Below are 19,020 nucleotides of genomic sequence, written 5' to 3'. Positions count from 1 at the left end.
CGAAGGGTTGGGCTCCTGCATCGGTTTCGATCATGGGTCCATTGCATCAGGCACCACCGACAGTCGACACCCCAAAAAGTCGTTGTCCACAGGGCCCGGAGAAGATTCCTCGAACTATTTTCTAGGGGTGGTTCCGAGACAGGCACGGGGCGCGACTTCCTCAACCACCGAGCCACCAAGGACCCGGTGTTCGCGCATCAAAAACACACGGTTCGCGCATCAGAAGCACGCGGTTCGAGGGTGCAAGCCGGAGCGGAGCGCCAGCGCGCTGGCCGGGCGGGCGGCGTACGAGGCGGTCAGTGGGCGGAGAAGTGCTGGTAGTCCGGCTCGGGCCAGACGCCGCCCCACACCCAGCCGATCCGGGTGAACGCCCGGTGCACCGGGTCGCCCGACCGGATCGCTCCGGCCGGCACCATCGCGCCGCGCGAGCGGTCGATCGCCGCGAACGGGCGACCGCTCGCCGGCTCGATGCCCTGACGGCGCACGTAGGGGTTCTGCACCGGGTTCAGGTCGATCGCCGCGCCGTACGCGTGGTCCGACCACGTGCCCTGCCCGGCCACCAGCCGGCAGTTGAACGCCGACGTGTTGTTCGCCGCCATCGAGCGGGCGTCGTCGCCTGCGTAGTCGTCGATCAGGCGCATCCGGGCGATCGGCCAGCGCGCGGCGTACACCTCACGGAAGACGCCGACGACGTCGTCGGCCAGGTCCGCGCGCACCACCATCTCGCCACGGTGCACCCGGCCGTCGAACCCGACGTACGGGATGCGGAGATGGCGCAGATCCCGCAACGGGACAGGGCAACCGGCGCGGTGGCTGCTTCGCAGGCGGGCGCGCAGCTCAGGGCCGATCGGCTGCACGGTGGCGGCGTACTGCGGCAGCCCGGTCTCGACGCCCGGCAGAGGTGACAGACCGGTGCAGGAGCGCAGTGCCCGCCAGGTCGAGACGGCGGTGCTGGCCCGGTCACCGCCGAGCGGGACCGGTTGGCCGCCCTCCGCCGGGATGCTGGCCGGACCCCAGTCGTCGCCGACCACGACGCCGTCCTCGACCCGCAGGGTGAGTACGCCGGTCAGCGGCTGGCCCGAGTTGTACCAGTGGAAGTTGCCCAGCCCGTAGGCCACATAGGTGCCGCCGAGGGTGCCTGACCCCTGCAGTTGGTGGGTGTGGCTGCCGACCACGATGTCGGCGCCGGCCTCGGAGAGCGCGGTCGCGAGGGCCTGTTGGCGACCGTCGGGACAGGTGGCGTACTCCGTGCCCCAGTGCAGGTAGACCACGACGACGTCGCCGCGGACGCTGGCCCGGCGTACGGCGGCAAGGAGCTGCGCGGGTCGGTCGGAACGCGCGGCGGCGATGCCGGGGGTGGCCGCTCCGGCCTCCCACACCGGGTTCGCTCCCTCGCGGGTGGTGCCGTCGGCGCCGAAGAAGGCGAAGGGTGTGCCGTTCACGGTCACCCGGTGGGGCGTGAAGGCGGCGCGGCTGTCGCGGCCCACCCCGACCACGGCGACCGGCGCCCGCGCCGCAGCGCGCAGGGTCTGCAGCAACCCGGCGCGGCCGTAGTCGGCACCGTGGTTGTTGGCCATGGTCACCACGTCGACTCCCGATCGGTCGAGCAGGTCGAACGCCGCCGGTGAGGTGCGGAACCAGTAGCGGGAGTCGCGACGTTCGAGCTCCTTGGTGTCGCGCTGACCCGGGCCGCTGAGCACCGCGCTCTCGAGGTTGACCATCGCCACGTCGGCCGCCGCCAGCTGCTCACTCATCGGCCCCAGCGTGGAGTCGTCACTGCCCGGAAGCCCGGCGAGGTGTCCGGGGAAGTGCACGTCGCCGGCGAAGGCGAGGGTCACGACGCTGGGTGCGTCGACGAGTTCTATCGGCCGGTCCGGACCGCCGATCTGCGGCTCGGTCTCGCACCCGGCCGTCGCAAGCAGGGCAAGGGCGATCAGCCCGACGGCTGCCCTCCCGACCCTGCGACCCATGGCATGTCCCTCCACCCAACTGTCCTCTCACAAGGGAAGACGCGGAAGGGATACCGGAAGTTGCGTCGGTCAGCGATCGTTCTGGCTGAAGTGCTGGTAGTCCTTCAGCGAGTTCCAGGCGCCGCCCCAGCCCCAGCCGATCGCGGCGAACGCCTTCACCACCGGACCATCCGGCGTGATCATGCCGCGGCGTACGGCGGCCCGGTCAAGGTACGACGTGGCGAGCTCGGGGAGCACGAGATCCCCTTTCTCATAGGGATTCTGACTCCGCACATACGGATTCTGGAAGGGATTGACGTCGACGGCCAGGCCGTAGGCGTGCTGGCTGTACGACGACCCGCCGGTGGTCGGACGGCAGTTGAACGCGCCGGTGCCGTTGCCGTCCCCGGTCGGGTCGGCGTCCCGTTCGGCGACGGTCGTGATCGCCAGCTGCTCCATCGGGAAGTCGGCGTCCCACAGGGCGCGGAACGCCTCCACCAGCTGGTCGTCGACCGAGCTGTTGACCAACAGCTCGCCGGTGTGGCGCTCGCCGTCGAAGCCGCGGAAGGTCAACCGGATCCACGACAGCCGGCTCGCTCCGACCGGGCACCCCGGAGCCCAGGTGGAACGCGCAATCACCTGTGCTGGTGCGGGATCCGTGACCACGGCCTTGAATCCTGTGCCGGGCAGCATCGGCAGTGTGTCGGGGAGCGTGAACCGCCGGTTGCGCAACGCGGGAGGCGTCGGCCGTTGCTCGCCGTACCCGTCGCCGGTGGTGGGCAGCACCCGCGTGCCGAGCCAGGGAGGAGGCACGGTGCCGAGGGCCGGAGGCTTCGACGGGCTCGGTGATGGCCCCGAAGGGGCGCTGGTGTGGGAGCTCGTGGGCGACGGTGACGAGATCGACGCGGTCGGCCTGGCCGTGGGAGTGTCCGCGCCGTCGTCGGCGCACCCGCCGGCGACCAGCAGCACGGCCGAGACCACCGCCATCCCCAGCACTCGACCTCGCATGCACTCGAGCCTACGACCCGCCGCGCCGTGCCTGAGATGATCGAGGCATGGACGCGAGCACACAGCCGGCGGAGTGGGCCCTGCGCCCCGCGCGACCGGAGGACGTCGAGTCGATCGCCGAGCTGCGGGCCGTGGTGATGCGCCCGGACCTGGAGCGGTTGGGGCGGTTCGACGAGCAGCGGGTCCGCCAGCGCCTGCGGGACACCTTGGTCCCGCAGCACACCTGGGTCATCGAGGCCGACGGTGCGTTCGTGGGGTGCGTCGCGCTCCGGCCGGCCGAGGACGGGTCGTGGCTGGAGCACTTCTACCTCGACCCGTCGGTCCAGGGCCGTGGGCTCGGATCCGCCGTGCTGCACTCCCTGCTGGAGCGGGCCGACGCCGACGGCCAGCAGGTCCGGGTCAACGTCCTGCACGGCAGCGCTGCCCGTCGCCTCTACGAGCGCCACGGATTCACCCTCGAGTCGGAGGATCCGATCGACCTGTGGATGGTCCGGCTGCCGGCGACCACGGAGGGCGTCGCGAACCTGGTGGCACGGCTGCGCGCGGCCGGCTGCGTGTACGCCGAGGAGGAGGCCGCGATCCTGCTCGAGTCAGGCGCCGACCTCGAGTCCCTGGTCGCGCGCCGGGTCGCCGGTGAACCGCTCGAGTACGTCGTGGGCTGGGCAGAGTTCTGCGGACTCCGGGTCGCCGTCGAGCCCGGGGTGTTCGTGCCGCGTCGGCGCACCGAGTTCCTGGTCGAGACCGCGGTCGCCGCGGCTCCGGAGGCGAAGCTGGTGGTGGATCTCTGCTGTGGCTCGGGGGCGCTCGGCCTCGCCTTCGCCGACCGGGTGCCCGGGGTGGAGCTGCACGCCGCCGACATCGAACCGCGTGCGGTGGCCTGCGCCCGGCGCAACCTCCCCGACGCCCAGGTGCATCAAGGCGATCTCTTCGACGCCCTCCCAGAGGAGCTCCGCGGCCGGGTCGACGTACTCCTCGCCAACACGCCGTACGTGCCGACCCACGACCTGGCCTTCCTGCCTCCCGAGGCGCGCGACCACGAGCCCGCCGTGACTCTCGACGGCGGGGGAGACGGCCTGGTCCCGGCCCGCCGAGTCGCCGAGGAGGCCGGCGACTGGTTGGCACCCGGTGGCGTCGTCCTGGTCGAGACCAGTGAGCGACAGGCCGCACGGTTGAGCGCTCACTTCGCTGCCTGCGGGCTGGCCCCCGAGGTCGCCCACGACGACGAGCTCGGCGCCACGGTGGTGGTCGGACGCCGGTGACCCGCGGACAGGCCATTGTGACCATCCGAGCACGCCCCTAGTCTCCAAGGTGTGGAGACCTTCGACTACGTCATCGTCGGTGCCGGCAGCGCCGGCGCAGTGCTCGCCAACCGGTTGTCGGAGGATGTCGACACGACAGTGTTGCTGCTCGAGGCCGGACCACCGGCGGACGCCGACGAGATCTCGATCCCGGCCGCCTTCGCGACGCTGATCAAGACCAGGTGGGACTGGAACTACCGCACCAGCGAACAGAAGCAGCTGCACAACCGACGCGGCGACTGGCCGCGGATGAAGGCGCTCGGCGGCTGCTCGTCGATGAACGCGATGATCTACATCCGCGGCAACCGCGCCGACTACGACACGTGGCGCGACGACTACGGCGCCACCGGCTGGGGCTACGACGACGTGCTGCCCTACTTCCGCAAGGCGGAGGGAAACACCCGCCTGGGTGGGAAGTTCCACGGGCAGGACGGGCCGCTGCACGTCGAGGACCGTCGCTACACCCACCCGCTCACCGAGGCCTGGGTCGAGTCGGCCGTGGCGTCGGGCTTCAAGCCCACCGACGACTTCAACGGCCCGGAGCAGGAGGGCGTCGGCCTCTACCAGGTGACCTGTCGCAACGGGCGTCGGTGGTCGACGGCTCGCGCCTACCTCGACCCGGCCGCCGACCGGCCGAACCTCACGATCCGCACCGGTGCCTTCGCGGAGCGGGTCATCGTCGAGGGCGGCCGCGCGAAGGGCGTCGCCTACGTGACACCCGACGGCCCGCAGAAGGCGTACGCCGACGGGGAGGTGCTGCTCTGCGGCGGGGCGGTCAACTCGCCCCAGCTGCTGATGCTCTCCGGCATTGGCCCGGCCACACACCTGCGCGAGACCGGCATCGACGTGCTCACCGACCTGGCGAACGTCGGGCAGAACCTGCACGACCACCCGGTCACGCCGTTGATGTTCCACACCCGCGACACCACCGACCTGGCCGACCACAACACCCTGGGCAACTTCGCCCGGGCGAAGGCCCGCGGCACCGGGCCGCTGGTCTCCAACGTCGGCGAGGGCGGCGGCTTCTGGCGCACCCGCGACGATCTCGTGGCGCCCGACCTGCAGGCGCACATCGCGCCGACCGGCTTCTGGGACAACGGCCTGCACGAGGTCACCACACGCAAGGTGACGCTGGCCCCGACCCTGGTGAATGTCGCGAGCCGCGGCCAGATCCGGCTGCGTTCGGCCAACCCACGCTGGCATCCCGAGATCGACCCGGCCTACTTCGACGACCAGGCCGACCTCGACGCCATGGTCGCCGGGGCCCAGCGGCTGCTGGAGACCGCACGCACCGGACCGCTGGCCAGACTCATCGCCGGGCCCGCCCTGCCGGCCATGTCCGACCCCGACGAGTCGCAGTTGATCGAGCACATCCGCGGCAACTCGCAGACCCTCTTCCACCCGGTCGGCACCTGTGCGATGGGTGACGACGAGCGCTCCGTGGTCGACCCCGAGCTCAAGGTGCGGGGCATCGAGGGCCTGCGCGTGGTCGACGCCAGCGTGATGCCGATGGTGCCGCGCGGCAACACGAACGCCCCCACGATCATGATCGGCGAGAAGGCCGCGGACCTGATCCGCGGCCGGGCCACCTCGAAGGAGCAGTGATGACCGACAAGCTCGAATCCCTCAACCCGATCACGGGAGACGTGGTCGGCACCTACGCGGTCGACGACGCCGACTCGATCGCGGTCGCCGTACAGCGGGCTCGTGCGCTCACTCCCTGGTGGGTCTCCATCGGGTACGACGGCCGCAAGGAGGTCCTGGCCCAGTGGCGCGGGGTGATCACCCGACGCATGGCCCAGCTCGCCCAGGTCGTGCACGAGGAGACCGGCAAGCCGCACGCCGACGCGATCCTCGAGATCGGGCTGGCCATCGACCACCTGGCCTGGGCCGCCGGCCACGCGAAGAAGGTGCTCGGTCGTCGCAAGGTGAACGCCGGGCTGCTGATGGCCAACCAGCTCGCCGAGCTGGAGTACAAGCCCCTCGGTGTCGTCGGCGTGATCGGTCCGTGGAACTACCCGGTCTTCACCCCGATGGGCTCGATCGTCTACGCCCTCGCGGCCGGCAACGCGGTCGTCTTCAAGCCCAGCGAGCACACGCCGGGCGTCGGCCAGTGGCTGGCCGACAGCCTCAGCGAGGTGCTTCCCGAGCAGTCGCTGCTCACCTGCGTGCACGGGGTCGGTCCGACCGGCGCAGCCTTGTGCCGCGCCGACATCGACAAGCTCGCCTTCACCGGCTCCGCGGCCACGGGCAAGAAGGTGATGGCCACCTGTGCGGAGAACCTCACGCCCGTGGTGATCGAGGCAGGCGGCAAGGACGCGCTGCTCGTCGACGAGGACGCCGACCTTGCTGCCGCGGCCGATGCTGCCGCGTGGGGTGCGTTCTCCAACGCCGGCCAGACCTGTGTCGGCGTCGAGCGGATCTACGTGCACGACAAGGTCTACGACGGGTTCCTCACGGCATTGACCAAGGCCGCGGACGGCGTACGCGCCGACGTCGGAGCCCAGCTCGGCCCGATGACGATGGAGAGCCAGGTCGGGGTGGTGCGCAGCCACATCGACGACGCCCTGTCCCGCGGAGGGCGTGCGGTGATCGGCGGCGCGGACGCCGTCGGTGACCGTTTCATCCAGCCCACGATCCTGGTCGACGTGCCCGAGGACTCCCTCGCGATCACCGAGGAGACCTTCGGGCCGACGGTGACGGTGACCCGGGTCAAGGACATGGACGAGGCCGTCGAGCTGGCCAACGGCGGCAAGTACGGCCTCGGCGGCGCCGTGTTCAGCAAGGCCCGCGGGGCGGAGCTCGCCCAGAGACTGCGCTCGGGCATGACCTCGGTCAACTCGGTCATCGCCTTCGCCGGGGTGCCCTCCCTGCCGTTCGGCGGCGTCGGCGACTCGGGCTTCGGGCGGATCCACGGCGAGGACGGACTCAAGGAGTTCACCTACGCCCACTCCACGACGCGGCAGCGGATGAAGCCCCTGCTCAACCTCACGTCCTTCGAGCGCGGGGAGAAGGAGGAGACGGCGTTCGCCACGCTGCTGACCGCGTTGCACGGCGGCGCTTCACAGCTGGCCAGGAGGCCGCGCCGATAGGCCGTCCGGTCGCGCACGGGCACGCGTCGACCGCGCGCCGGGCCGGGGTCTCTGGCAGTCTGGGGGGCATGTCCAGGAAGCCCCGGCGTCGTCGCGCCACGTCAGCGGCCGCCGCTGCCGTGCAGCAGTACGCCGACGTGCAGCCCTCGCTCGTGCCGATCACCGAACGGTACGTCGACCTGATCACCACCCAGCTCGACGACGCGGGCATCAACTACCTGAGCGTCACCGGGCGCACCAAGTCGGTGGCCTCCTATGCCGCGAAGGTCGAGCGCCTGGCCGAGGGTGTCGATCCGGCCACGGAGATCACCGACGTGGTCGGGGTCCGCGTGATCACCTACGTCCACGCCGACGTGGCCGCGGTGGCCGACGTGCTCGGTGACGAGCTGGTCATCCTCGACGACCGCGACCTGGGCCAGGAGACTGCCAGCGAAGGACGTTTCGGCTACTCCAGCCGGCACGTGCTGGTGACCGTGCGCGACGACGACGCCAGCGAGCTGCTCGGCCACAACGCGTCCGTGCAGATCCGCACGGTGCTGCAGCACGCATGGGCCGAGTTCGAGCACGACATCCGCTACAAGGGCAAGATCCCCGAGGAGCACGCGCCCGACCTCGACCGTCGCTTCACGCTGGCCGCCGGTCTCCTCGAGCTTGCCGACAAGGAGTTCTCCCGGATCCGCGACGTGCTGCGTGCGACCGTGACGGAGGAGCGCGACGAGGCGGACGAGGAGGACCCGCGCATCGACGCGAAGGAGCTGGCCACCTTCCTCAACACGCAGTACGCCGACGTCGGCTGGTCGCGCGGCGACCACTACGCGTGGGTCTCGGGCCTGTTGCTCGAGCTCGGCATCACCTCGCTCGACGAGCTGGCCGGGCTGCTCACCTCGATCGACACCGACTCGATCGACGCGCGCATGGGCTACAAGTACCCCGCCGGCGCCGTACGCCGCCTCGACGACGCCTTGCTTGCCGTGTTCGGCTCGCGCTACGTCGGCCTGCACGGCAACGCCCACCGCACCGACCTGCTCAGAGCCCGGCTCGACAAGCTGCGCGCCGACCTCCCCGAGCACGAGTAACGCGGGGTTACGGTCGCTCCACACGCGGCATGACACGGGCGAACCGTCAGCACCACCGCACAAGTGCCGGCGTACGGCGACGCAACGGGCCGCTCAGTCGCCGAGGCGCAGCGACATCAGCACCCGGCTGCTCAGCGGCCACAGCATCAGCAGCCCCATCGAGATGCCGAAGACGCACAGCGCCGTCGCGACCGACGTGAGTCCGGCCAGCGCGCCGAACGCGACCATCGCGACGGGCATCAACACGTCGTCGCCGAGCTTCTGGATCGAGACCATCCGGCCGAAGTAGGCGCCGTCCACGGTGGCCACGAAGACCGATCCGAGCAGCGCCGAGGCGACACCCGCGGTCACCCCGATCACGAAGCAGGCGGCACCGGCCAGCCACAACGGGCCGACTCCCAGGAGCGGTATCGAGAGCCCCTGCACGACCAGGCAGATGAACCCGATCCGGGCGGGGAACCGCACGCGCCAGCGCAGCATCGTGAGGGCCCCCACGGCGGCGCCGAGCCCGACCAGCGCCTCGAGCAGCCCCACAGCCTGGGCGCCCCACCCGTCGGCCGAGGCGCGCAGCGGAATGCCCAGGCCGAGGGCCGGCGTGACCGCGAGGTTGAGGCCGGAGAGCGCCAGCACGAGCGTCCGGGTGACCGGCGTACGACCCAGGTGTCCGAATCCGCTGCGGATGCTGCGCAGCACCGGCTCGGCCTCGGCGCGGTCGAGCGGATAGCGCGGGCGCAACCAGATGACGAGGAAGGCCACCACTCCCACGAAGGTGAGCGCGTCGACGGAAGCACTGCCCTCGATGCCGTGGTGCGCGACGAGGAAGCCGCCCACCGCGGAGCCGCCCATGGTGCCGAGACGACTGCCGGTCTGGGCCAGCCCGCCGTACGCAGGCAGGTCTGCGGGCCGGACCATCTGGCGGCTGATCGTGGAGCCGGCCGGCTCGTAGACCGCGTCGGAGATGCCGAACGCGATCGCGGCGACCAGCAGCACCTCGATCGAGGGTCCGGTGGCGGTCACCCAGACCGCGGTCGCGACCAGCACGACGACGCGCACGGCGTTGGCGAGCACCATCACCATGCGGGAGTCGTACCGGTCGGCGACGACTCCGCCGACCAGCAGGACGACGGCCCGCGGGATCGTGCCGGCGGCGACCACGATGCCGGCCATGGCCGGGCTGGCGACCTGTACGGCGGTCCAGGCCAGGGCGATCGTCCAGAGCGCGTCGCCTGCGTCGGAGAGCGACTTCACCAGGACCCAGGCGTGGACGAGGCGGTCACGCGCGAAGGGCGGTGCCGCGACCGGAGGGGTGGTCGTGGGAGCGGCGGGGGTGCTCATGGCCTGGTCGGGAAGCCGTGGGCGAAGACGAAGACCGGCTGGCGTTCGCGGCCGTCGGTCCTGTCGATCGAGGCGACCCAGGCGCGCACCGTCTCCTGCAGCAGTCCCGACAGCTCGGCGAGCTCGTCGGCACTGGCCAGGGTGGAGGTGTCGGAGCTGAAGGCGGCCTCGCGCCACACGGCGTCGGCCCGGTCCTTGCTGCGTTTCCACGCCGCGAGCTTGCCGATCTGGAACTCGACGTTGAGCTTCTCCGCGGCCTTGGCCTGCATGCGGTCGGCCGGGTTGTCGGCGAAGTCGTCGACCGACCAGGTGATCGTGTTGTCCGGCGGGGTGCGCCACCAGCTGGTGCGGCCGTCGGTGGAGAGCTCGGGCGCCCGCTCGACGATCTCGACGCGCTCGAGCATGCGCAGGTGGTGGCTGATGCTGCCGACCTGCTCGTCGAGCGCGCCGGCCAGGGTGGTGACCTGGCTCGGGCCGTGCACTCCGAGGTATTCCATGATGCGTCGGCGGGTCGGGTGGTGCACCGCGCGAAGGGTCTCGATGGAGGTCATGCGCAGGACGCTAGGCACGACCTCCGGATTGCACAAGAGTTCTTGTACATCTCCCGATCAAGCAGCGACGAGGCAGCGATCAGTCCCCGAGTGCGTCGACGTACCTCTGGAGGTAGAGCGGCCAGCCACCGTCTCCGAGGACACCGTCGCGCACCGACTCCCAGCCCTCGCCGTGACGCTCGAAGTGCCGGTGCTCCAACTCGACCCGGGTCTGGGTGGGGCCCTCCGGGGTGAAGGTCACTTCGACCTCGCTGGCGTGGGCGGGGTCAGTGACCAGTTGCCAGGTTGGTGAGATGTCCCAGCTGATCACGAACCGGTGGGGAGGGTCGAAGGCCAGCACGCGTGCCCATCGGCACACCGAGCCGTTCTCGCCACGGTCATAGACGAAGCCGCCGACCCGGGTCTCGAAGACCGTCTCCGCGATCGCCTCCGGGGCGAGCAGATTGTGCTCTCGGGGCTTGATCTGGTCGAACTGTTCGGTGAACACCTGGAAGGCCCGCTCTGCGGACACCGCGACGGTGATCCCGAGCCGGACGGTCTCTTCCTGTTGTGCGTGCGCCATCTTCTTCCTCTCCTCGCTGCTCATGGTTCCTGCGTTTCGTTCGTGGGGGCCTCGGCGAGCTGCTTGAAATTGGTCAGTGCCGCGCCCCAGAAGGACTCGAGCTCCGCGCGCATCGCCTGCAGCCCGTTCGGGTCTGCGGAGTAGATCCGGCGGGTGCCCTCGGCGCGGACTCGCACCAGGGCGGCCTCCTTGAGCACTCGCAAGTGCTGGGAGACCGCCGGTCGACTGATCGGCAGCTCGCCGGCCAGGTCGGTGACCGAACGGGGTCGGGTCGAGAGGCGGGCGAAGATCTCGCGCCTGCTCGGATCGGCCAGCGCCGCCCAGGCATCAACTGCGTAAGTAGTCACGAACGGTAAGTTACCGCTTACGCTCGATCACGGCAAGGGTCATGGCCACTCACCGGGTCGTCGCGACGACTCCCACCGTGTCGCTTCGCGGGTACGGCGCCACCGAAGTGCCCCGGACCGTGAACGTGCGGTGCGCCGGACCCGGACCTAGCCAGGGCGTCGTCAACGTGGCGGCTGGGTGCAACTAGCCTCGCGCGTTCCGAGTGAGGCTCAACAGACCTCGGGATCGTCGATGAGATAACCGCAAGCAACATAGGACCAGTTCACGCGCATGGCGCGATCCTGCCCGTCGGCCTCGTACTCCACGTCCATTCGGTCGACCCACACGCCGGCATCATTCGCCGATAGCACGGTCAAAATCTCGGTGAAGGGGGCATCCGGGGACTCATCGCACCTCTGATCCACTTGGGCGCCCTGCGCTGCCACCAGCGACTTCGAGGCCAATTGCCCCCGTCTCGCCAGCTCTGCGGGCGTCCGGGTGTCCGACCCCAGTGGAGACCACATTCCTTGCGGGTCTGGTCGATCCTGTGTGCCGGGCACAGTGCGCACCCAAAACTGCGCATTCACAGGTTTCCCAACCTTGTAGTGAGGCTTCACCCCCGTGATTGTGACCTGCACGGGGGCACAGATGAGCAAACTGCCGAAGGTTGCACGCCACACCCCATGCACTTCGCGTGGCGGTAGGACCGAGGTGCCACCGTCTTGGAACGCTGTTACCAAGGGACCGGCGCCAATGCTGGGGTCGTCCGTCGGGACCTCCTTCGGGGCGCATCCCGCCAACACCGCGGTGACGCACAGCACTGCCACAGTCAAGGCTCCTCGGCGCTTGGCGGCGGAGCGGGTCTCACGCGCGAACATCGTGCATACCTCACTGTCAAGGGGTGGGGGTCGGCGTGGTGCCGGCCCGCCATCCCGGGCTGAGAACACCTTTTCCATCCCCAAACCAGGCCGCAGGTCACAACCTGGTCGACTGCTTCAGTGAGGCCCTCGCAGCAATCTCGGGCGAGTCGCTCCTCTTCGAAAGCATTATGACTGCCGCAGACGGATGTCCTCGTCGCCAGGTGATTCATCATTCTCACCAGGGGCGGGGGCTTGAAGTCCTTCACGAAGTAGTCGAAGAGGTCCTCGCCCGACCCCGCCGAGCACGATCGGGTTGTAGACCCGCGCCGTCAACCAGGTCGAGCCGCGCGTGTCACCCTCAGCGAGTGGTCGCAATGACTCCGATCGTATCGCTTCGCGGGTACGGCGCCACCGAGGTGCCGCGCACCGTGAACGTGCGGTGGTCGCCGGGCCGGGCGTACGCCGTCCGCGTGATCCGGACCTTCACCACGAACCCCTGGCCCGGCCGCAGCCAGGGCGTCGTCAACGTGCCGGCCACTGCCGCGGGGGTGACCCGGCGCGAACCCACGTAGTAGTCCACGGCGAACCGCTTGCTGCCCGCGGTTCCGCGCAGCCGGAACCGGTAGGCCTTGGCACCGTCGTTGACCAGTCGCACCTGGCTGATGCCCGTCCGTCCCGCCTTGAGCAGCCGGTGGGTGATCGACTGCCGCTCCGCGCCGCCGTACACGTCGATGCCGGTGTAGCGGGCGGCGGTGCTCTTCTTCACCTGGGTGTCCGGTTGGGCGGCCTGCACGTCGTACCCGATGGTGCGGACGACGGTGTGCCCGGCGCCGTCGACCGCGGTGAGCCGCACGGTGTGGTGGCCGGCCGTGGAGGTCGCGAGCAGTACGTCCGAGGCCCCGGTGACCCGGCAGGTGACCAGCGACGAGCCGCCGCGGTCGGTGCAGTCGGTCGTGACCGGGACCCGCTGCCCCTGCACGTACGTCGACCCCTCGACCGGACCACGCAGGGTCGCCACGGGTGCCTCGGTGTCGGCGATCGTGGCCAGGTGCGCGCGATAGGTGAAGAGCCGGTCGTTCGGCACGGAGTTGGTGTCGCGGAGCTCCCAGATCTTCTGGCCGGTCGCGGAGAGCTCGGTGGCGGTCACCGCACGTGACGACGCCCAGCCGATCAGCCTGTTCCCGTTGGGAAGCTGGGCGACGCCGCCGGCGAAGAGCGCCCCGCGATCGGGCTCGGTGAAGGAGGAGATCAACCGGGCCGTCCCGGCGGTCTCGTCGATCTCGTACTCGGTGATCCGGGTGAAGGGCCGCGCGACCTCCGGGCCTGCGGGGTCGTCGGGGTTGATGCAGAAGTCGTCGAAGCCGCCGCCGTACGAGCCGTTGTCGAAGATCAGGATGTTCCCGTTCGGCAGCTCGCTCGCCGTGTGCTGGGCGCAGGGCCCGTAGTAGGGGTCATCGACGAAGTCGAGGTCGCTGCGGTGGCCGCCGAGCCGCCACAGCACGTCGCCCTGCGCGTGGCCGTCCTCGGTCTCGAGCGCGATCTTGAAGACCGAGCTGAAGTGCCGGAACGACGCCAGCAGGTTGCCGTCCGCGGTGAGCACGATCGAGTTGATGTGGGCGTAGTCGGCCTTCTCGCCGGCGTCGTGCTCGACGGTCTCGGCGGCGATGTCGACGTGGTCGGCGGAGTTCCAGTCGAACATCAGCTCGCCGTCGGGGGCGAAGCCCTGGATCACGGCGTCGGTCATCTGGGTGGCCGGGTTCTGCTCGTAGGCGAGCAGGTAGGTGCTGCCGTCGGCGGCCAGGATCGAGTCGTGCGGGTCGGTGTTGACCAGGCCCTCGGTCTCGTGGGTGCGCATCGGCTGCAGCGCCTCGTCGAGCTCGACCAGCGCCTGCCCGTTGCGGCCGGGGGAGACCGCCGAGGCCCGCGACGACGACAGGCTGCCGTTGGGCTGCCGCTTGAAGTCGATCGAGGAGGTGGTCTCGGTGTGCACGTGCACCGGGACGCCGTTGCGGTCGACCGCGGTCTCGAAGAAGGGCCCGCTGGTGAACCGGGAGAGCGTCAGCAGCACGTGCCCGGGAGTCACCTGGTCGCTGACCGGTGTGGTCCGCTCCAGCGTCGGGAAGCCCGCGGGGAGGTGGATGAGCGAGTGGACGGCGTGGCCGGCGGAGTCGTCGATGATCACCGAGATCTCGTCGCCCTCGGCCAGGCCGGTGATGGTGCGGCTGCCCGTGGTCGGACGGCCGTTCACCAGCACCGTTCCGCGCGGGTCGGAGGTGGTCGCGGTGACCGTGACCCGTCCCTCGGTGCCGGCGGTCGTGGTCACGCCGTAGCGCTCGACCGACGGATCGAACGCGGGATACATCGCCACGCCCGTGCCGTCGACGGACACCGAGTGGACGGGTGCCGCGGCAGGCGTCGTTGCGACTGCTGAAGCCGGTGCCGCGTGGCCGCCGGGCAACAATGGGCCGGCGCCCGAGAGGGCCACGGCCAGGGCGAGGACGACGCACGAACGGAGCACTCCCGAACCGTACGGGAGTCGGACTCGATCGTCAGGCGATCGAGCGGAAGCCTCACCAGGGGCTGGGCTTGAAGTCCTTCACGAAGCAGCCGTAGAGGTCCTCGCCGGACTCGCCCAGCACGATCGGGTCGTAGACCCGGGCCGCGCCGTCGACCAGGTCGAGCGGTGCGTGCCATCCCTCGGCGGCGATGCGCAGCTTCTCCTGGTGCGGCCGCTCATCGGTGATCCAGCCGGTGTCGACCGCGGTCATCAGGATCTTGTCCGTCTCGAACATCTCGCCCGCGCTGGTGCGGGTCATCATGTTCAGCGCCGCCTTGGCCATGTTGGTGTGCGGGTGACCGGCGCCCTTGTAGCGGCGGGAGAACTGCCCCTCCATCGCCGACACGTTGACGACGTACGCCCTCCGGGCACCGGCCTGTACGGCGGCACGCATCGCCGGCCGCAGCCGTGAGACCAGCAGGAACGGCGCGATCGAGTTGCAGAACTGCACCTCGAGCAGCTCCAGCGGGTCGACCTCGTCGACGACCTGGGTCCAGGAGTTGTTGGTCTGCGTGTCAGGCAGCAGCCCGCCGGCGTCGACCGCGGTGCCGGCCAGGTGCGCCTCGAGGGAGGCGTTCCCGGCGGAGAGGGCGAGCGACGTGAGGCTGGCCGCGGTGTGGGCGGCCCTCGCGTGCTCGAGGGTCTCGCCTTCGTGGTGCGCGACCGCGTCGCTGCTCAACGCGCCGGCGATGGCTGCCGGGTGCGCCTCGGAGATGTGGTCGAACCTGACCATCTCGGGCAGCTCGAGGTCGGTCGGGAGTGGTGCGGACTCCATCTCGACGAGTTGGCTGTAGGCGCCGGGCGAGCGGCGTACGGTCTGGCAGGCGTTGTTGATGATGATGTCGAGCGGACCGTCGGCGGCGACGTCGTCGGCCAGCGAGATCACCTGGGTGGGGTCGCGCAGGTCGATGCCGACGACCTTGAGCCGGTGCAGCCAGTCGCCACTGTCCTCGAGCGAGGCGAAGCGGCGTACGGCGTCCTTCGGGAAGCGGGTCGTGATCGTGGTGTGCGCGCCGTCGCGCAGCAGCCGCAAGGCGATGTACATGCCGATCTTGGCGCGGCCGCCGGTGAGCAGCGCGCGCTTGCCGGTCAGGTCCGTGCGCTGGTCGCGCTTGGCGTGCGACATGGCGGCGCAGGCGGGGCACAGCCAGTGGTAGAAGGCGTCGACCAGCGTGTAGTCGGTCTTGCAGATGTAGCAGCCGCGCGGCTTGAGCAGCTCGCCCGCGAAGGCGCCGGCGGCGTTCGAGACCAGCGGGATGCCCTGGGTCTCGTCGTCGATCCGCATCCGCGACCCGGTGGCGGTGGCCTCGATGACGGCCCGGTCGGCCGCGGCCTCGGCCTCGCGCTTGCGGAGTCGCCGGGCCTGCTTGAGCGCCTTGTACATGTGGGAGGCGGCGTGCTTGACCGTGGTCACGTCGGGGTGGTCCGTGGGCAGCTCGTGCAGCTGGCCGAGCACCTTCACCGCGGTCGCCAGCTCGTCCGGGTCGATCCGGTCGAGGGTGGGGTCGGAGGGAGCGGGCGGCTTGGTCACCGGCAGATTCTAGGCCCTGATCGACCTGTCGCTACTTTCGATCGACCTGTCGCCAGTTTCGGCTCTGGCGCAGAACTGGCGACGGGTCGCTCAAGACTGGCGACGGGTCGACAAGAACTGGCGACGGGTCGGCGGGTAGCGTCGTCACTCGTGCTGAGGGGACTGATGGCCGACACCGCGCCACTGCGCAACGACCACTTCCGTCGGCTCTGGATCGCCAACATCATCACCGTCATCGGTGCCCAGCTCACCGTGGTCGTCGTACCGGCCCAGATCTACGCGATCACCGGCTCCTCGGCGTACGTCGGCCTGACCGGAGTCTTCGGCCTCGTGCCCCTGGTCGTCTTCGGGCTCTGGGGTGGCGCGCTCGCCGACGCGATGGACCGGCGGACGCTCCTGCTCTGCACGACGATCGGGCTGATCGTCACCAGTGGGCTCTTCTGCGTGCAGGCCGCCCTCGGCAACGAGAACGTGTGGCTCCTGCTCGGCCTCTTCGCCGTGCAGCAGGCCTTCTTCGCGATCAACCAGCCGACCCGCAGCGCCGTGCTGCCCAAGATCCTGCCGATGCGGCTGCTCCCGGCGGCCAACTCCCTGAACATGACCGTGATGATGGCCGGCGCGATCGCCGGTCCGATGATCGGCGGCGCGCTGATCCCGGTGCTCGGCTACGCCTGGCTCTACCTGGCCGACACCATGACCCTCTTCGCCACCCTCTCGGCGGTGGTCGCCCTGCCGGCGCTGCCGATCGAGGGAGTGACCAGCACCCCGGGCCTGCGCTCGGTCATCGACGGGCTGGCCTACCTGCGCGGCCACCCGGTGCTGATGATGTCGTTCGTCGTCGACATCATCGCGATGGTCTTCGGCATGCCGCGCGCCCTCTTCCCCGAGATGGCGGACAGCGACTTCGGCGGCCCGAGCAACGGTGGCATCGCCTTCGCACTGCTCTTCGCGGCCATCCCCGCCGGCGCGGTGATCGGCGGCGTCTTCTCCGGCTGGGTCTCCCGCGTCGAACGGCAGGGGCGGGCAGTGATCATCGCGATTCTCGTGTGGGGGCTGGCGATTGCATTCTTCGGCCTCTTCGTCGGATTCGCCAACGGGAGCGGCGGCGTGATGCTCGGCGCCGCGGTCGCGATGCTGATGGTCGGAGGTGCCGCCGACATGGTCTCGGCGGCGTTCCGGCAGAGCATGCTGCAGAGCGCCGCCTCCGACGAGGTGCGCGGACGGCTCCAGGGCGTCTTCATCGTGGTGGTCGCCGGCGGCCCGCGCATCGCGGACGTCGCCCACGGGGGCGCCGCGGCCATGGCCGGTACGGCGACCGCGGCGGCAGGTGGGGGCGTACTCGTCGTGGTGCTGACCATCGCAGCGGCGATCGCCGCACCCGCGTTCATGCGCTACCGGCTGGCGAGGGCCGACGGATGAGGACCGACCCGCAGCTCCCCCCGGTTCCGGGGCACGGACGATCCGGTCGCCGCCGTCGGAGGTCGTGCTCCCCGCGCCCGCGGCCTGCCTGACCCGAGCTCGGTCGCTCTGGGCCCTCCTTCCGGCAAGCTCCCACCCGGCGGGTGCCGCAACCTCCCCCCGGAGGGTGATGCCGTCGCGCAGGCCGCCTTCTAGCGTCGTTCGGGCCGACCGACGAAGGAGCACGCATGACGCACGAGGCGATGATCTACGAGGCGATCCGGACGCCCCGTGGGCGTGGCAAGAAGGGCGCACTTCACGGAACGAAGCCGGTCGACCTGGTGGCCGGACTCGTCGATGAACTGCGGAGCCGTATGCCCGAGCTGGATCCTTCCGTGATCGACGACATCGTTCTTGGTGTCGTCACCCCGGTCGGCGAGCAGGGCGGTGACATCGCCAAGGCGGTTGCGCAGGTGTCGGGCCTTCCGGAGACCGTTGCTGGTGTCCAGATCAACCGTTATTGCGCCTCGGGCCTGGAGGCCACAAACATCGCTGCGGCGAAGGTTCGTTCCGGCTGGGACCGGATGGTCCTGGCGGGTGGAGTGGAGTCGATGTCGCGCGTGCCGATGATGTCGGACGGCGGGGCGCTCTTCACCGACCCGACCACGACCTACGACCACCACTTCGTGCCCCAGGGCATCGGCGCCGACCTGATCGCGACCCTCGAGGGCTTCAGCAGGGAAGACGTCGACGGTTTTGCGGTGACGTCCCAGCAGCGCGCCGAGGCGGCGTGGTCCCAAGGCCGGTTCAAGCGCTCCGTCGTACCCGTCGTGGATCAGAACGGTGTGCTCGTTCTCGATCACGACGAGCACCGGCGCCCGGAGTCGACGGTCGCCTCGCTCGGTGAACTGGCGCCGTCCTTCGAGGTCCCGGGGACCAAACTGGGGTTCGACGCGGTCGCCCTGCAGAAGTACCACACGGTGGATCGGATCAACCACGTGCACACAGGCGCCAACTCGTCAGGGATCGTCGACGGGGCCGCGCTGGTGCTCCTGGGCAGCGAGCAGGTCGGTCGGGATCTCGGCCTGGAGCCGCGGGGTCGTGTGGTGGCCACGGCGATCACTGCCGCCGACCCGACGATCATGCTGACCGGCCCGAAGCCGGCCACCGAGAAGGTCCTGGCGACCGCGGGCCTCACGCTCGCCGACATCGATCTCTTCGAGCTCAACGAGGCCTTCGCGTCGGTGGTGCTGAAGTGGATGAAGGACCTCAAGATCCCGGCCGAGAAGGTCAACGTCAATGGCGGTGCCATCGCGATGGGGCACCCCCTAGGGGCGACCGGAGCGATGCTCGTCTCGACCGTCCTCGACGAGCTCGAGCTTCGGCAGGAGCGACGTGCCCTGGTGACCCTGTGCGTGGGCGGCGGCATGGGGATCGCCACCATCATCGAGCGCCTGTGACCCGGCCGGACCCCAC

General features: G+C 70.1%; 15 protein-coding genes. 6 read left to right on the top strand and 9 right to left on the bottom strand.

What is annotated here, in order from left to right; genetic code table 11:
* Positions 1-296 precede the first annotated feature (296 nt).
* Positions 297-1,970: a CapA family protein gene (locus ASD66_RS16490; protein WP_056891627.1), complete on the bottom strand. Its 1,674-nt coding sequence runs from the start codon at positions 1,968-1,970 to the stop codon at positions 297-299.
* A 69-nt stretch (positions 1,971-2,039) separates the two neighbouring features.
* Positions 2,040-2,957 (bottom strand): M15 family metallopeptidase, encoded by a 918-nt coding sequence (locus ASD66_RS16485; protein ID WP_056891626.1) that lies wholly within the window; start codon positions 2,955-2,957, stop codon positions 2,040-2,042.
* A gap of 47 nt (positions 2,958-3,004) precedes the next feature.
* Between ASD66_RS16485 and ASD66_RS25370 the strand changes: the two genes are divergently transcribed.
* From ASD66_RS25370 to ASD66_RS16465, 4 genes are all read left to right on the top strand, one after another.
* A complete protein-coding gene (locus tag ASD66_RS25370) occupies positions 3,005-4,216 on the top strand; it encodes a putative protein N(5)-glutamine methyltransferase (protein WP_082599566.1) in 1,212 nt (403 codons plus the stop codon).
* Positions 4,217-4,267: 51 nt separating this feature from the next.
* Complete coding sequence (locus tag ASD66_RS16475) at positions 4,268-5,860, top strand: GMC family oxidoreductase (protein ID WP_056891625.1); 1,593 nt, start codon at positions 4,268-4,270, stop codon at positions 5,858-5,860.
* On the top strand, positions 5,860-7,347 hold the full coding sequence (locus ASD66_RS16470) for an aldehyde dehydrogenase family protein (protein WP_056891624.1): 1,488 nt from the start codon (positions 5,860-5,862) through the stop codon (positions 7,345-7,347). The genes ASD66_RS16475 and ASD66_RS16470 overlap by 1 nt, the downstream gene beginning before the upstream one ends.
* A 68-nt stretch (positions 7,348-7,415) precedes the next feature.
* Positions 7,416-8,423 carry a GTP pyrophosphokinase family protein gene (locus ASD66_RS16465; RefSeq protein ID WP_056891623.1) on the top strand — a complete coding sequence of 336 codons (1,008 nt, stop codon included), beginning with the start codon at positions 7,416-7,418 and terminating at the stop codon, positions 8,421-8,423.
* Positions 8,424-8,516: 93 nt separating this feature from the next.
* Here the strand turns inward: ASD66_RS16465 and ASD66_RS16460 are convergent, their stop codons facing one another.
* The 7 genes from ASD66_RS16460 to ASD66_RS16430 form a co-directional block, all read right to left on the bottom strand.
* Positions 8,517-9,758: an MFS transporter gene (locus ASD66_RS16460; RefSeq protein WP_056891622.1), complete on the bottom strand. Its 1,242-nt coding sequence runs from the start codon at positions 9,756-9,758 to the stop codon at positions 8,517-8,519.
* Positions 9,755-10,309, bottom strand: a complete 555-nt coding sequence (locus ASD66_RS16455; protein ID WP_056683663.1) for an ArsR/SmtB family transcription factor — start codon at positions 10,307-10,309, stop codon at positions 9,755-9,757. The genes ASD66_RS16460 and ASD66_RS16455 overlap by 4 nt, the downstream gene beginning before the upstream one ends.
* Positions 10,310-10,388: 79 nt before the next feature.
* The gene (locus tag ASD66_RS16450) at positions 10,389-10,895 is read right to left on the bottom strand and encodes an SRPBCC family protein (protein ID WP_235530140.1); all 507 of its coding nucleotides are present in this window, start codon (positions 10,893-10,895) and stop codon (positions 10,389-10,391) included.
* Positions 10,892-11,218 (bottom strand): ArsR/SmtB family transcription factor, encoded by a 327-nt coding sequence (locus tag ASD66_RS16445; RefSeq protein WP_056891621.1) that lies wholly within the window; start codon positions 11,216-11,218, stop codon positions 10,892-10,894. Before ASD66_RS16445 ends, ASD66_RS16450 begins: the two co-directional genes overlap by 4 nt.
* A 210-nt stretch (positions 11,219-11,428) precedes the next feature.
* On the bottom strand, positions 11,429-11,815 hold the full coding sequence (locus ASD66_RS16440) for a hypothetical protein (protein ID WP_156388750.1): 387 nt from the start codon (positions 11,813-11,815) through the stop codon (positions 11,429-11,431).
* 601 nt (positions 11,816-12,416) lie between these two features.
* Positions 12,417-14,576: an aryl-sulfate sulfotransferase gene (locus tag ASD66_RS16435; RefSeq protein ID WP_156388749.1), complete on the bottom strand. Its 2,160-nt coding sequence runs from the start codon at positions 14,574-14,576 to the stop codon at positions 12,417-12,419.
* Between the two features lie 52 nt (positions 14,577-14,628).
* Positions 14,629-16,146 (bottom strand): SDR family NAD(P)-dependent oxidoreductase, encoded by a 1,518-nt coding sequence (locus tag ASD66_RS16430; protein ID WP_056683653.1) that lies wholly within the window; start codon positions 16,144-16,146, stop codon positions 14,629-14,631.
* A gap of 150 nt (positions 16,147-16,296) precedes the next feature.
* On the opposite strand from ASD66_RS16430, the gene ASD66_RS16425 reads away from it, so the two are divergent.
* Positions 16,297-17,565, top strand: a complete 1,269-nt coding sequence (locus tag ASD66_RS16425; protein ID WP_235530139.1) for an MFS transporter — start codon at positions 16,297-16,299, stop codon at positions 17,563-17,565.
* Positions 17,566-17,792: 227 nt separating this feature from the next.
* On the top strand, positions 17,793-19,004 hold the full coding sequence (locus ASD66_RS16420; protein WP_056891617.1) for an acetyl-CoA C-acetyltransferase: 1,212 nt from the start codon (positions 17,793-17,795) through the stop codon (positions 19,002-19,004).
* Positions 19,005-19,020 lie beyond the last annotated feature (16 nt).

The sequence above is a fragment of the Nocardioides sp. Root151 genome (genome assembly GCF_001427925.1).
GTDB lineage: Bacteria > Actinomycetota > Actinomycetes > Propionibacteriales > Nocardioidaceae > Nocardioides.
The sequence above is the reverse complement of the archived record's forward strand: the minus strand, read 5'-3'. Positions and strand labels throughout refer to the sequence as shown.

What these genes read in the sequence shown, in the direction of transcription:
- ASD66_RS16455 (WP_056683663.1), bottom strand. Translation starts at nt 10,309, where the DNA reads ATGACCTCCATCGAGACCCTTCGCGCGGTGCACCACCCGACCCGCCGA.
- ASD66_RS16465 (WP_056891623.1), top strand. Translation starts at nt 7,416, where the DNA reads ATGTCCAGGAAGCCCCGGCGTCGTCGCGCCACGTCAGCGGCCGCCGCT.
- ASD66_RS16490 (WP_056891627.1), bottom strand. Translation starts at nt 1,970, where the DNA reads ATGGGTCGCAGGGTCGGGAGGGCAGCCGTCGGGCTGATCGCCCTTGCC.
- ASD66_RS16470 (WP_056891624.1), top strand. Translation starts at nt 5,860, where the DNA reads ATGACCGACAAGCTCGAATCCCTCAACCCGATCACGGGAGACGTGGTC.
- ASD66_RS25370 (WP_082599566.1), top strand. Translation starts at nt 3,005, where the DNA reads ATGGACGCGAGCACACAGCCGGCGGAGTGGGCCCTGCGCCCCGCGCGA.
- ASD66_RS16485 (WP_056891626.1), bottom strand. Translation starts at nt 2,957, where the DNA reads ATGCGAGGTCGAGTGCTGGGGATGGCGGTGGTCTCGGCCGTGCTGCTG.
- ASD66_RS16460 (WP_056891622.1), bottom strand. Translation starts at nt 9,758, where the DNA reads ATGAGCACCCCCGCCGCTCCCACGACCACCCCTCCGGTCGCGGCACCG.
- ASD66_RS16420 (WP_056891617.1), top strand. Translation starts at nt 17,793, where the DNA reads ATGACGCACGAGGCGATGATCTACGAGGCGATCCGGACGCCCCGTGGG.
- ASD66_RS16450 (WP_235530140.1), bottom strand. Translation starts at nt 10,895, where the DNA reads ATGAGCAGCGAGGAGAGGAAGAAGATGGCGCACGCACAACAGGAAGAG.